Annotated in this window: 9 protein-coding genes; 3 read left to right on the top strand and 6 right to left on the bottom strand. The window is 70.5% G+C overall.

What is annotated here, in order from left to right; all coding sequences use genetic code 11:
- The first annotated feature begins 6 nt into the window (after positions 1–6).
- A complete protein-coding gene (gene proS / locus WFJ01_RS15955) occupies positions 7–1,425 on the top strand; it encodes a proline--tRNA ligase (RefSeq protein ID WP_336629613.1) in 1,419 nt (472 codons plus the stop codon).
- Here proS and WFJ01_RS15950 read toward each other — a convergent pair.
- Positions 1,419–2,768: an acyltransferase family protein gene (locus WFJ01_RS15950; protein WP_336629612.1), complete on the bottom strand. Its 1,350-nt coding sequence runs from the start codon at positions 2,766–2,768 to the stop codon at positions 1,419–1,421. The two genes, proS and WFJ01_RS15950, sit on opposite strands and share 7 nt — an antisense overlap.
- A gap of 175 nt (positions 2,769–2,943) precedes the next feature.
- On the opposite strand from WFJ01_RS15950, the gene trpS reads away from it, so the two are divergent.
- Positions 2,944–3,984 (top strand): tryptophan--tRNA ligase, encoded by a 1,041-nt coding sequence (gene trpS, locus WFJ01_RS15945; protein WP_336629611.1) that lies wholly within the window; start codon positions 2,944–2,946, stop codon positions 3,982–3,984.
- Here the strand turns inward: trpS and WFJ01_RS15940 are convergent.
- The 5 genes from WFJ01_RS15940 to glgX all read right to left on the bottom strand — a co-directional run bounded on the left by WFJ01_RS15940 (position 3,972) and on the right by glgX (position 12,113).
- Positions 3,972–5,093: a DUF4349 domain-containing protein gene (locus tag WFJ01_RS15940; protein WP_336629610.1), complete on the bottom strand. Its 1,122-nt coding sequence runs from the start codon at positions 5,091–5,093 to the stop codon at positions 3,972–3,974. The two genes, trpS and WFJ01_RS15940, sit on opposite strands and share 13 nt — an antisense overlap.
- Entirely contained in the window at positions 5,090–5,650 is a 561-nt protein-coding gene (locus WFJ01_RS15935; protein ID WP_251448449.1) for an RNA polymerase sigma factor, read from the bottom strand. Before WFJ01_RS15935 ends, WFJ01_RS15940 begins: the two co-directional genes overlap by 4 nt.
- A 55-nt stretch (positions 5,651–5,705) precedes the next feature.
- The gene (gene glgB, locus WFJ01_RS15930; protein ID WP_336629609.1) at positions 5,706–7,904 is read right to left on the bottom strand and encodes a 1,4-alpha-glucan branching protein GlgB; all 2,199 of its coding nucleotides are present in this window, start codon (positions 7,902–7,904) and stop codon (positions 5,706–5,708) included.
- Positions 7,901–9,919, bottom strand: coding sequence for an alpha-1,4-glucan--maltose-1-phosphate maltosyltransferase (locus WFJ01_RS15925; RefSeq protein ID WP_336629676.1), 2,019 nt, complete (start codon positions 9,917–9,919; stop codon positions 7,901–7,903). The genes glgB and WFJ01_RS15925 overlap by 4 nt, the downstream gene beginning before the upstream one ends.
- A gap of 109 nt (positions 9,920–10,028) precedes the next feature.
- Positions 10,029–12,113, bottom strand: coding sequence for a glycogen debranching protein GlgX (glgX, locus tag WFJ01_RS15920; protein WP_336629675.1), 2,085 nt, complete (start codon positions 12,111–12,113; stop codon positions 10,029–10,031).
- A gap of 115 nt (positions 12,114–12,228) precedes the next feature.
- On the opposite strand from glgX, the gene WFJ01_RS15915 reads away from it, so the two are divergent.
- The gene (locus WFJ01_RS15915) at positions 12,229–13,413 is read left to right on the top strand and encodes a cysteine desulfurase family protein (RefSeq protein WP_336629608.1); all 1,185 of its coding nucleotides are present in this window, start codon (positions 12,229–12,231) and stop codon (positions 13,411–13,413) included.
- The last annotated feature ends 162 nt before the right edge of the window (positions 13,414–13,575 follow it).

Genomic DNA, 13,575 nt, shown 5'->3' with positions numbered 1-13,575 from the left:
CGAGACGTGGCTGAACGACAGAGCATTCTCGCGTCGATCGAGAACGATTTCCCGCAGTGGTACCAGGACGTGCTCGAGAAGGCGCAGCTGGCGGACAACGGGCCGGTGCGCGGCACGATGGTGATGCGACCGTACTCCTACGCGATGTGGGAGGGGATGCAGTCCGCCATGGACGCGCGCATCAAGGCGACGGGCGCGGAGAACGTCTATCTTCCCCTGTTCATCCCGCAGTCCTATCTGGAGCGCGAGGCCCAGCACGTCGAGGGCTTCAGCCCAGAACTGGCCGTGGTGACGCACGCCGGGGGCAAGGAGCTGACCGAGCCGGTCGTCGTCCGCCCGACGAGCGAGACCCTGTTCGGCGAGGTCATGGCGAAATGGATCCAGTCCCATCGCGATCTGCCCATGCTGCTGAACCAGTGGGCCAACGTCGTCCGCTGGGAGATGCGCCCGCGGGTCTTCCTGCGCACCACAGAGTTCCTCTGGCAGGAGGGGCACACGGCGCACGCCACGCGGGAGGACGCCGCCGAATACGCACGCCGCATCCATCTGGACGTCTACAAGGACTTCCTGGAGACCGTGCTGGCCATCCCCGTGCTTCCGGGCATCAAGACTCCGTCCGAGCGCTTCGCAGGCGCGATCAACACCATGACCTGCGAGGCCATGATGGGCGACGGCAAGGCTCTGCAGATGGCGACCTCGCACGAGCTGGGGCAGAACTTTGCGAACGCGTTCGGCATCACCTTCTCGGACGCGGAGGGCGTCGCGCAGACGGCCTGGACCACGTCGTGGGGCTCGTCCACCCGCATGATGGGCGGGCTCATCATGTCGCACGGAGACGCCTCCGGGCTCGTCCTGCCGCCGCGCATCGCGCCGCACCAGGTCGTCGTCATCGTGGTCAAGGACGACGAGCGGACGGTCGCGGCGGCACGGACGATCGTCGCCGACCTCACGGCCGCGGGGGTGCGGGCGAAGCTCGACGATCGCACCCAGACCGGCTTCGGCCGCCGCGCGACCGAGTGGGAGCTCAAGGGGGTTCCGGTGCGCATCGAGGTCGGCCCGCGGGATCTCGACGCCGGACAGCTCACGTTCGCGCGCCGCGATCGTGCGGGCAAGAGACAGATGCCCGTCACGGAGGCTGCGACGCGTGTGCCCGCGCTGCTCGACGAGATCCAGGCCGACCTGTTCACCGCTGCTCGTGAGCGCCTCGCAGACCGCACCGTACGCGTGTCCACCATCGACGAGGCGCGCGAAGCCGCCCGCAGCGGCTTCGTCCTCATCGACTGGGACGCGCTCGGCGAGGCCGGCGAGAAGGAACTGAACCGGGACGCCATCACGGTGCGCTGCCTGCAGACCCGCGACGGCTCCCTGCCCGGCCCGCACGAGCCGGAGAAGGACCTGGTCGCGGTCGTCGCGCGCGCCTACTGACCGCGGCGCGTCCTGGCGGGGATCGCGGCCTCCGAGCGGGAGAGCGGGACAGCGTCGACGAGTGCGAGTGCGGCGATCGTCGCGACGAGTGCGCACGCCGCGAGGAGCAGGTCCAGCCCGTAGGCGGTGATCGCGAGGACCGGGGCCAGGAATAGCGCGACCGCGAGAGCGAGGACGGGGGCCGTCGGAGCATCCCCCATCCTCGGCGCCCGTTCATAGCGCCCCAGCCACAGGGACAGCACCCAGACGGCGGCGAGCACGACCAGGAGGAACGGCACCCGGGTCCACCACCACAGCGCTGACCCGGGTGCCGGCATCGGGAACGGGAGAACCAGCTCCACCCCGGTGAGCACCATGATCATCGGCAGGTGCCACAGGTAGACCGTCATCAACCGGGAGCCGATCAGCAGCACGGCGCTCTGCGCGGCACGGGTGCGCATGAGCGCGGTGAGCGGGCGGTTCAGGAGTGCGAGCGCCGCGGCCTGCACCACGGCGAGGATCGCGAGCGGCGCGGTCGGCGGCCACTGGTTGCTCAGCATGTTCCCGGAGTAGCCGCCGAGCGACACCAGGCCCCAGACGCAGAGATAGCCGAGAACGATGAGTCCGAGCAGCTGCCGGGCGCGACGCCGCGCGAACCAGCCGTCGAAGAGGAAGAAGCCGATCTGCTGCGCGAACAGCCACACGAATGCAACGTTGGGCAGTCCGAACAACTCGCTCCCGATGCCGTAGCCCGTCGCGGGCACGTGCGGGATCCCGAGCACTCCGCCGGCGACGACGAAGCGCAGGGCGTCGGTCGCGAGCGCTCCGAGCAGCAGCACTGCCGGCACGCGTATGCCGTATCGGGAATGGAGCCCGATCATCCAGGGTGCGAGGGCCTGCACGAGCAGGTACGCGGCGAGGAACCACAACGGGGATCCGATGCCGATCGCCACGGTGTCGACGAGCCCCGGATCGATTCCGAGCAGTCGGGCGGCGCCGAGTGCCGCCGTGAAGAACACGAAGACGGGGAGCGCGGGGTGCGCCAGTCGCACGAGGCGCAGGCGCACGAAGCCGACTGCGTCCTCTCCGCGCGCCTGTGCCGAGCGCCAGCCCGCTCGCGCGGAGTAGCCGCCGACGACGAAGAACAGCGGCATGATGTTCAGGATCCACGATGCGGCGTCGAACCAGCTCTGCCCTTCCACGGTGCGCTCGATGAGGAGACTCCCGTCGGCGCGACGGCCGACGCCCGTGAAGAGGATGTGGACGAAGACGACGAGGACCACGCACGCGACTCGCGTCAGGTCGAGGGTGAGATCACGCCCCGCGGGAACGGTCCTGCCGAGAGGGGCAACATCGTCGCTCATGGTCCCGACCCTAGCGAGGAGATGCGCGTCTACACTGAAGGCATGCGCATGACGAACTCCTGGTGGCTGCTCTAGCAGCCCTTCGCGCACGATCGACCACTCACGCGGGCTGCAGGCGGCCCGCGTTCGTCATGTCCGCGCTCGGTGCTTGCAGCTCCCGACCCTTGGAGCAGACATGGACACCTTCACCGCGACGACTGCACGCATGACCCGGCTGCGATCGGAGATCGCCGCGCACCCGGAGGAGCATCGGATCCTGACGGGGGAGAGGCCCACCGGCAGGCTTCATCTCGGCCACCTCTTCGGGACGATTCTCGAGCGCGCACGGCTGCAGAGCACCGGCGTCGAGACGTTCGTCGTACTCGCCGACTATCAGGTCATCACGGACCGGGAGCGCCCGGGCGAGGTGCGGTCGAACATCGTCGAGGCCGTTCGGGACAACCTGGCCGCGGGACTCGATCCGGAGCAGACGGTGTTCTTCACGCACTCGTCGATCCCGGAGCTGAACCAGCTGCTGCTGCCGTTCCTCAGCCTCGTGACCGAGGCCGAGCTCCACCGCAATCCCACGGTGAAGGCCGAGGCGCAGGACTCGGGCCGCGCGATCGGCGGGCTGCTGCTGACCTACCCCGTGCATCAGGCGGCTGACATCCTGTTCTGCAAAGGAACCCTCGTGCCTGTCGGCAAGGACAACCTCCCGCACGTCGAGATGACGCGCACCGTGGCACGGCGCTTCAACGAGAGGTACGGGGCCGTCTTCCCCGTGCCGGAGGGCCTCGTGACCGATTCTCCCGAGCTGCCGGGCCTGGACGGCCGGAAGATGTCGAAGAGCCACGGGAACGGCATCGCCCTCGGCATGAGCGAGGAGGAGACGGCTCTCGCGATCCGTCGGGCCCGCACGGACTCGGAGCGGCTCATCGCCTACGATCCCGTCCGGCGGCCCGGCGTGTCGGGCCTTCTTGCAACGGCCGCCACCTGCCTCGGTCTCCCGCCCGAGGCCGTCGCGGACCGGATCGGTGACGGAGGAGCGGCCGAGCTCAAACGCGTCACCGCCGCCGCCGTCAACGACTTCCTGCGCGCGCACCGGGAGCGTCGGAACCGGATCACCCCGGAGGATGCGGCCGCGGCGATCCGCGCGGGCAACGTGCGCGCCCGCGAGATCGCCGCGGAGACTCTCGACGAGGTCCGTGCCGCGATGGGGATGGCCTACGGCTTCTGAGCATCGGCGCCGGTCGTTGCGCCAGGGACGTTCTCGGCGAGGGAGAGGCGCGTGCGCCGAGCACGGCGCGTCCGCACGATCGCCCACACGATGAGGACCACGACGCCGGCCACGACGAGCCAGGGGAGCAGGAAGCCGAGCGCGATCACCAGGGCGTTCAGTGAGACGATGAGACCCTTCCAGCCGGCCGCCAGCCCGTCGCCGAAACCGGCGGGGTCGGCGGCGGCGGGAGCCTGCCGCACGAGCGTGACCTGCACGGAGGACATGTCCACCTGGGACTCGAGATCCTTCAGCTGTTGCTGGGCCGACTGCAGTTGTCCCTGCCGCTCGGTGAGCGCCGTCTCGGCGGTGAGCAGGTCGGCGACGCTGGTGGCCTGGGACATCAGCTGCGTCAGCCGCTGCACCGACGCGGTGAGCGAGTCGACCTGTGCGCGCAGGTCCGTGGTGGTCGCCGTCACATCGTTCTGTCCGATCGAGGTGGCCAGCACCGTGCCTTCGGAGCGCAGTGCCGCCATCACGGCGTCGAGGTCGGCGACCGGCACGCGCAGCGTCACCCACCCGTCGCCGGAGGGCGGCGGGACGATCCCGCCGTCGGTCGCCACGGGACCCTGCGTCGAACCGATCTGCTGGCTCTCCACGAAGCCGCCGTGCTTCTGCGCGAGGGCCGCGAGCGCGTCGGCGGCCTTGCGCACATCGTCGACCTGCACGGTGGCCGTTCCGGTGCGGATGATGTCGCGCTGCGCGGTCGCCGAGGGCGCAGCTCCGCCGGCGGCGCCGTCGGCGCTCTGCGAGAGCTCCTTCGCGGTTCCGCTCAGCGGGACCGTGCCACTGGCCGCGTCGTACGGCGCAGAGACGGCCGAGGATCCGGCGGAGCCCGATGAGAAACCGGTGGCCTGCAGGATCGGCGGCGTCACCAGCACTCCGACGACGAAGGCCGCGGCGACGCCGCCTGCGGTGAGCCACCCGCGTCGACGCGCACGTCCGCGGGACGCGGCGGTTCGCGCCTGTGCGGCGCGGCGCTCCTCCGCGATCTGCGAGAAGACGGCCTCCTCGATGCGGTCCACGGCGTCGTCGGACAGCTCCGGCAGCGCGATCGGGGTGGTGGTCATGATGCGGGCTCCGTTTCGGTCACTGCGCCGCGCAGGCGGGTGCGCACGCGGGAGAGACGGTTCCGGACGACGCCGTGGCCCACGCCGAGCTCGTCGGCCGCGGCGCGGTAGTCGTACCCCTCGGTCGCGCACAGCCGGAAGATCTCGCGGTCGAGCGCGCTCATCCCGCCGAGCTCGGCGGCGATGCGCTCGGCGAGCTCGGCGGCGATGACCTGCTGCTCGACGTCGATGAGCGCGGGGATGCGCTCGTCGGTCTCCTCGAGCGTGCGGGCGGCGTCACGCTGCCGCCGGCGCAGGCGGTTGGCCGCCTGGAACCGGCAGATCGTCGCGAGCCAGGGCAGCAGGGACTCCCCTGCCAGTTCCAGGGCGGGCAGCTTCCGCCAGGCGACGACGAACGTCTCCTGCGTCACGTCCTCGGCATCGCCGGCGTCGCCGAGGATGCCGTACGCGATCCAGTGGACGGGGCGGACGTAGGCGCGATACAGCGTGCGGAAGGCGGAGTCGCTTCCCGCCGCTGCTCTCGCGACGAGCGTCCTGTCGTGTGCGTCGTGTGCCATGCCGGCTCCGTTCCGGTGTCTCTCACCGAGAAGTGTCGGCTCCGGCGGAATCGTCTCAGCCCTTGCTCACGATCGGCACGTGCGGGTCCTTCTGGTGCCGCAGCCAGATCGTCGACAGTGCGGGCACCGTCAGCGTCGCCTGAGGCGAGCCGTTCTCCACGTCGGTGGCGTAGACCAGGCCGAGATTGCCTTCGCCGTGCCCGCCGAACTCGGCGGCGTCGGTGTTCAGCACCTCCGACCACCCGCCCGCGAGCGGCAGGTCGAGCCGGACCCCGTGCCGGGTCGTCCCGGCGAAGTTGCTGATCACCGCGATGTGACCGCCGTGCGCGTCACGGCGCACGAAGGCGACGATGTTGGGATCCCAGTCCGGCGCGCCGATCCGCGTGAACGAGCTGCCGTCGTGATCCCGCTCCCAGAGCGGGGCGTTCTGTCGGTAAGTGCTGTTGAGCGCGCCGACGAACTCCTGCAGCTGCCGGTGGGAGGGCTGATCGAGCAGCCACCAGTCCAGACTGCGATCGACGGACCATTCGGAGAGCTGCCCGAACTCCTGCCCCATGAAGAGCAGGTTCTTGCCGGGATGCCCCCACATGTAGCCGAGGTAGGCGCGCACGTTCGCGAGCTTCGCCGCGTGGTCGCCCGGCATCTTCGAGAGCAGGCTGCCCTTGCCGTGCACGACCTCGTCGTGGCTGATCGGCAGGATGTAGTTCTCGCCGAACGCGTACACGAACGAGAAGGTCATCTCGCCCTGGTGGTGCGAGCGGTACAGCGGATCCCGCTCGATGTAGACGAGCGAGTCGTTCATCCAGCCCATGTTCCACTTGAACCCGAAGCCGAGACCATGGTGGTCCGTGGGCGCGGTGACCCCGGGGAAGCTCGTCGACTCCTCGGCGACCATGACGATGCCGGGGTGGCGGCGGTAGGCGGTCGCGTTGACCTCCTGCAGGAACCGGATCGCTTCGAGGTTCTCCCGGCCCCCGTGCACATTCGGCTCCCACTCGCCCTCGTCGCGGGAGTAGTCGAGGTAGAGCATCGAGGCGACCGCGTCGACCCGCAGCCCGTCGGCGTGGAACTCCTCGAGCCAGAACAGCGCGTTCGCGACGAGGAAGTTGCGCACTTCGTTGCGGCCGTAGTCGAAGATGAGCGTGCCCCAGTCCCGGTGCTCGCCGCGACGGGGATCCGGGTGCTCGTAGACCGGCTCGCCGTCGAAGCGGGCCAGCGCGAAGGCGTCCTTGGGGAAGTGCCCGGGCACCCAGTCGATGATCACGCCGATGCCGGCCTGGTGCAGCCGGTCGATCAGATAGCGCAGGTCGTCCGGTTCGCCGTAGCGGTGGGTTGCCGCGTAGTACCCGGTGACCTGATATCCCCAGGAGCCCGTGAAGGGGTGCTCGGCCACGGGCATGAACTCCACGTGGGTGAAGCCGGTCGCCGTGACGTGCTCGATGAGCTGGTCCGCGATGTCGCGATAGCCGAGACCGGGACGCCAGGATCCGATGTGCAGCTCGTACACGCTCATCGGCTGCGCGACCGCGTGGGTCGCCGCCCGGCGGGTCATCCATGCGCCGTCGCCCCAGGAGTAGCCCGAGCGGGTGACGATCGAGGCCGTTGCGGGCGGGTTCTCGGCGAGCTGCGCCATCGGGTCGGCCTTGAGGATCCAGGCGCCCGCCGGGGTCAGGATCTCGTACTTGTAGTGCGCGCCGACGCCGACGCCGGGGAGGAACAGCTCCCACACGCCGCTGGATCCCATCGAGCGCATGGCGTCGAGGCGGCCGTCCCAGCCGTTGAAGTCGCCGACGACGCGCACCGCCCTGGCGTGCGGCGCCCACACCGCGAACGCCGTGCCCTGGTCTCCGTCGACCGTTCGAGGATGGGCGCCGAGGGCCTCCCAGAGGCGTTCGTGACGGCCCTCGCGGATGAGGTGCAGGTCGAGCTCGCCGATCGTGGGGGAGTGGCGGTACGGATCCGCGGAGATCCAGTCGGGCGCGTCCGCGTAGGTCGCCTTGATCCGATAGGAGCCCGGGGATCCGGCGACCTCCCCCTCCCAGATCCCGTCGGCGAGGTGGGTGAGGGCGACCTCGGCGCCGTCGGCGGGAAGCACCGAGACGGTCTTCGCGAGGGGGCGGAGCGCCCGCACGATCGTCGCGCGTCTGCCGCTGTCGTCCGACTGCGGATGCGCTCCGAGCACGGAGTGCGGGTCGTGGTGCGAGCCCGAGGCCACGGCCCCGAGCACAGCCGCATCGATCGTGGTGCTGATCATGGCTGCCCCTTCACATGGAGGATGTGCACCGGTTCCGTGAAGGCGTCCAGGCGCACGAAGTTGTGATCCGTCCAGGTCCAGACGGATCCGGTGACGAGGTCCTCGACCTCGTACGCCGTTCCAGGCTCGACGCCCCAGGCGAGGGTGTCGAGATGCACGGTGGTCTGCCGCACCGAGTGCGGGTCGACGTTGGCGACGACGATGATCGTGTCGCTCGTGTCCGTGCCGGTGAAGGGCGCGGGCAGGTGCTTGGAGAACACCAGGACCGCGTCGTCGTCGCTCCAGTGCAGCCGCAGGTTGCGAAGCTGACGCAGTGCGGGGTGCGCGCGGCGGATCTCGTTGAGCCGGGTGAGGTAGGGGGCGAGCGATCGGCCCTCCGCCTCCGCCCTGGCCCAGTCGCGCACCTTGTACTCGTACTTCTCGTTGTCGATGTTCTCCTCGGACCCCGGCCGGGCGACGTTCTCGTAGAGCTCGTAGCCGGCGTACACGCCGTACAGGGGCGCTCCGGTCGCCGCGATCGCCGCGCGGATCCGATAGGCCGCGCGGCCGCCGAACTGCAGGTACTCGGTGAGGATGTCCGGCGTGTTCACGAAGAGGTTCGGCCGCATGTAGTCGGCCGTCTCCTGGGATACGGAGAGGAGGAACTCCTCGAGCTCGGCCTTCGTGTTGCGCCAGGTGAAGTAGCTGTAGCTCTGCTGGAAGCCGACCGCGGCGAGACCCCGCATCGGCGCGGGCCGGGTGAACGCCTCGGCGAGGAAGACGACCTCCGGGTGCTTGGTGTTCACCGTGCGGATGAGCCACTCCCAGAACCGCAGCGGCTTGGTGTGCGGGTTGTCCACGCGGAAGATCCGCACCCCCTGCGCGATCCAGTGCTCGACGATCCGGAGCACCTCTGTGTACAGCCCCACCGGATCCCGGTCGAAGTTCAGCGGATAGATGTCCTGGTACTTCTTCGGAGGGTTCTCGGCGTACGCGATCGTGCCGTCCGGGAGCTCGGTGAACCACTCCGGATGCTCCGCGACCCACGGGTGGTCGGGCGCCGCCTGCAGGGCCAGGTCGAGGGCGACCTCGAGGTTCTGCGCGTTCGCCTTCTTCACGAAGCGACGGAAGTCGGCCAGGGTGCCGAGGTCCGGATGCACGGCGTCGTGACCGCCCTCGGCAGCCCCGACCGCCCACGGGGATCCGGGATCGGCGGGCCCGGCGGTCAGAGTGTTGTTCGGGCCCTTGCGGTTCAGCCGCCCGATCGGGTGGATCGGCGGGAGATACAGCACGTCGAATCCCATCGCCGCGACGGCGGGAAGGCGCTCGGCCGCGGTCTCGAAGGTGCCGCTCGTGAACGTCCCGTCGGCGTTCTGCACCGCGCCCTCGGAACGGGGGAAGAACTCGTACCAGGCGGCGGCCCCGGCGATCGCGGGCTCGACGGTGATGCTCTGCCATGCGGTCGCCGAGTCGAGCGCCGTGAGCGGACGGTCGGCGAAGACCGCGGCGAGCTCGGGATCGGTCGCGACGGCGAGGGCCTCCTCGGCGGAGCCGTCCGGCGAGCTCAGGGTCTCGGCGACGGCTGCGAGCCGCTTGCGCTCGGGCTTGGGGCGGGACTTGTCCTTGGCGGCGCGCGCCAGGAGGCCCGCGCCGAGCGCGCGCATGACCTCGACGTCGACGCCGGCCGCGATCTTCAGCTCGGCGGCGTGCGCCCAGGTGGCGAACTCGTCGGCGAAGGCCTCGAACCGGAACGTCCAGGCGCGCTCCTCGTCGAGGGCGACGTCCACCTGCCAGCGGTCGGTGCCGTCCAGGAGCGGAGTCAGCCGATGCAGGCTCTCCTCATGGTCCGGTGCGCGCAGGCGCAGGTGCACGCCGATGAGGTCGTGCCCTTCGCGGAAGGCGACCACCCGGAACGGGACCACCTCGCCGGCGAACGCCTTGGGATGGAATCCCTCCGGGGCCGCGGGCGATGGATCCGCGAGGGGGATGCGCGTGGTCTGCGCGTCCGCGGCGTCGATGTCGCCCAGTGCGCGCACCGGGATCTGAGCGGTGCTGCGGAGAGCATCGGACGAGGGCTGTGCGGCGGTTCGTTCGGACACACCCTGAACCTACCGCTCCTGGGCCGCCAAGAAGGTAACGGGCGCGTCACTCCGCTCGGAAGAGTCGCATCGAGGTTCCCGGAAGGGCGATCACGTCGCCGGGACGGTGCACCGTCTCGACCGCGGACGGCCGCTCATCGATGCTCGACCACAGGGAGACGTACGCCGTCACGCCCTCGATGACCGGAAGGCGCACATCGATCGGCGACTCCGTGCCGTGCACGATCAGCAGGATGCGGTTGAAGGCCTCCTTGTCCGGCGTGGAGGCGGCGACGTACTGCAGCGTGCGGTTGCGGGGGTCGTTCCACTGCTCCACCTCCATCGTCTCGCCGTCCTGATCGAACCAGTCCATGACCGAGGCGTTCGGGATGTGCTCGCCGAGGCGGGCGTACCGGAGCGGGCGCAGCGCGGGATTCTCGTCGCGCAGGCGCGTCAGCAGGGACGCATGCGCGAAGAGGTCCTTCTGCCAGGGCTCGTGCTCCCAGTTCAGCCAGCTGATCGGGGAGTCCTGGCAGTACGCGTTGTTGTTGCCGCGCTGGGTGCGCCCGAACTCGTCGCCCGCGGTGAGCATCGGCACCCCGGCGGAGAGCATGAGCGTGCCGAGCAGGTTGCGCATCGCCTTGCGGCGTGCGGCGAGGATCCCGGGGTCGTCCGTCGGGCCCTCCGCGCCGTGGTTGAACGAGCGGTTCATGTCCGCCCCGTCGCGGTTGTCCTCGCCGTTGGCCTCGTTGTGCTTCACGTCGTAGGCGACGAGGTCGTGCAGGGTGAAGCCGTCGTGCGCGGTGACGAAGTTGATGCTCGCGAGCGGTCCGCGCTCGTCGACGAACGTGTTCGCGGATCCGGCGAGCCGATTGGCGAAGCCGCCGATGCCGGTCGGCGCCGAGGCGCGACGGGCGTAGTCGATGTCGCTGAGCCAGAAGTTGCGGGCCCGATCCCGGTAGCGGTCGTTCCACTCGCTCCAGCCGGTGGGGAAGTTCCCCGTCTGCCAGCCGCCGAACCCGACGTCCCAGGGCTCCGCGATGATCTTGGCGTCGGCGAGATCCGGATCCGTCCGGATCGCCTGCAGCAGCGGATGCTGCGGCGTGTAGGAGTTCGCGGCATCGCGACCGAGCGCCGTGGCGAGGTCGAAGCGGAAGCCGTCGATCTGCATCTCGGTCGTCCAGTACCGCAGCGAGTCGAGCACGAGGCGCGCGGCGGCCGAGGTGGCGGTGTTCAGCGTGTTGCCGCAGCCGGTCGTGTCGATGTAGCTGCCGTCGTCCTGCTGGCGGTAGTAGAGCGCGTTGTCGATCCCGCGCAGACTGGTCCGCGGGCCGCCGATGCCCTCTTCGTTCGTGTGGTTGTAGACGACGTCGAGGATCACCTCGATGCCCGCCTGGTGCAGGAGCTTGACCATGCCCTTGAACTCTCGCAGCACTGCTTCGGGGCCCGCCTTGCGCGCGTCCTCCGTGGCGTAGGCGGCATGCGGGGTGAAGAAGTTCAGGGTGTTGTAGCCCCAGTAGTTCGTGAGACCCCGGTCGAGCAGCCGCGGCTCCGACGCGAACGCCTGCACGGGCAGCAGCTCGACCGCCGTGATCCCGAGCTCGCGGTAGTACTCGATCATCGCGGGGTGCGCGAGCCCGGCGTAGGTGCCGTGGAGCGCCGGCGGGACGCCGGGGTGCCGCTTGGTGAGCCCCTTGACGTGGCCCTCGTAGATGACCGTGCGGTCGAGGGAGGTCTTCGGCTTGACGACGTCGCCCCAGTCGAAGCCGTCGGCGATGACGACCGAGCGCCATTCCTCGTAGCCGTCGCCCTGGGCGAGGCCCCGGGCATAGGGGTCCAGGAGCAGCGTCTCGGGGTTGAAGGTGTTGCCGGGACTGTGCGCGCCGTCGACGCGCAGCGCATAGCGGGTGCCGGGCTGCAGCAGCTCCGTCGTGATCTCCCAGACGCCCCCGGGACGGCGCTCCAGCGCGAGCTGCGCCGTCTCCCAGTCGAGGTCGGTCTCATCGAAGATCACGAGTTCGATCGACGAGGCGTTCTGGGACCAGACGCGCAGCGTCGCGACCCCGTCGTGAAGGCGGACGCCCAGGTCGTCCAGGGACGGGCTGCACAGTGAGCAGCCTTCGCCGTCGGGAAGCGGCGTCTCGTCCTCCATGGCATGCGGACACATGAGGGACAGACTAACGCGGGAGGGGCCCGCTGCGGCGCCACCGCGTGCCGCGATCCGTGCCACCGAGTCCCAGCGGGGCGAGAGATGCGAGAGTGGAGGGGTGCACTACCTGGATCACGCGGCGACCACCGACCTGCGCCCCGAGGCCGCGGACGAGTGGCTGCGGGTGGCCGGGGCGACCGGCAACGCCTCGTCGACGCACGGTGCGGGCCAGCGTGCGCGCCGCATCCTGGAGGAGTCGCGCGAACGCCTCGCCGCCGCGCTCGGGTGCGAGCCGATCGAGGTCGTCTTCACCTCGGGAGGCACCGAGTCGGTGAACCTCGCCCTCCAGGGCCTGTGGCGCTCCCGCGCCGAGGGGCGCACCGAGATCCTCCTCCCCGACGGGGAGCACCACGCGACGCTCGACACGGTCGCCGCCCTCGCCGCCGAGGGAGCCGGCGTCGTCGCCATCGGACTGGACGCCGTCGGACGGATCCCCGTCGACGCCTTCGCCGCGGCGCTCGCCGCCGAGGGCGTCGCCGTGGCCACTGCACTCGTCGCGAACAACGAGGTCGGCACCGTCAACGACGCCGCGGCGCTCGCCGCCTCCTCCGCCGCCGCCGCGAGCGTTCCCCTGCACCTGGACGCGGTCGCCGCGTTCGGTCATCTGCCGCTCTCGTTCGCTGCACTCCGCGGTGAGGCGCCGGCGGGCGCCGGCCTCGTCGCGCTCAGCGTCGCGGGGCACAAGATCGGCGCCCCGGCCGGCACCGGCGCGCTCGTCGTCGCCCGCACCGCGCGCATCGCGCCGCTGCTGCACGGCGGTGGTCAGCAGCGCGGCCTCCGCTCGGGCACCCAGGACGTCGCCGGCGCCGCGGCGTTCGCGCTCGCGGCGGAGCTCGCGGTGGGGGAGCAGGTCGCGGAGGCTGTGCGACTGCGCCGTCTGCGGGACCGCCTCGCCGCGGGGATCCGGGAGCGGGTGCCCTCGGCCGAGCTGCTGGGGGATCCGGATCCCTCCGGCCGGCTTCCGGGCAACGCTCACCTCCTGTTCCCCGGCGCCCCGAGCGAGAGCCTGCTGTTCCTGCTCGATGTCGCGGGGATCTCCGCCTCGGCCGGATCCGCGTGTCAGGCCGGCATCGCCGAGCCCTCGCATGTCGTGCAGGCGCTCGGCCGCACCGAGACCGAGGCGCGCAGCGTCATCCGGTTCACGCTCGGAAGGACCTCGTCCGACGACGACGTCGACGCGGTGCTCGCGGTGATCGCGGACGCGTACGCGCGGGCATCGGGATCCTCGATCCGGGGTCGCTGAGCGGGCGCCGGCCCAGCGCGACCATCCCCTCCGGGGTCGTTGAGCGGGCACCGGCCCAGCGCGACCATCCCCTCCGGGGTCGTTGAGCGAGGACGCCGAAGGCGACCGAGACGAAACGCGGCGACTTCACGAGCGACCGCGTTTCGTCCCGCTCCGACTCCG

The organism is Microbacterium sp. MMO-35, assembly GCF_037147555.1.
Classification (GTDB): domain Bacteria; phylum Actinomycetota; class Actinomycetes; order Actinomycetales; family Microbacteriaceae; genus Microbacterium.
The sequence above is the reverse complement of the archived record's forward strand: the minus strand, read 5'-3'. Positions and strand labels throughout refer to the sequence as shown.

Bases quoted from the DNA above. Each gene is read 5' to 3' on its own strand.
- trpS (WP_336629611.1), top strand. From the start codon at position 2,944: ATGGACACCTTCACCGCGACGACTGCACGCATGACCCGGCTGCGATCG.
- WFJ01_RS15950 (WP_336629612.1), bottom strand. From the start codon at position 2,768: ATGAGCGACGATGTTGCCCCTCTCGGCAGGACCGTTCCCGCGGGGCGT.
- WFJ01_RS15935 (WP_251448449.1), bottom strand. From the start codon at position 5,650: ATGGCACACGACGCACACGACAGGACGCTCGTCGCGAGAGCAGCGGCG.
- glgX (WP_336629675.1), bottom strand. From the start codon at position 12,113: ATGGAGGACGAGACGCCGCTTCCCGACGGCGAAGGCTGCTCACTGTGC.
- glgB (WP_336629609.1), bottom strand. From the start codon at position 7,904: ATGATCAGCACCACGATCGATGCGGCTGTGCTCGGGGCCGTGGCCTCG.
- WFJ01_RS15940 (WP_336629610.1), bottom strand. From the start codon at position 5,093: ATGACCACCACCCCGATCGCGCTGCCGGAGCTGTCCGACGACGCCGTG.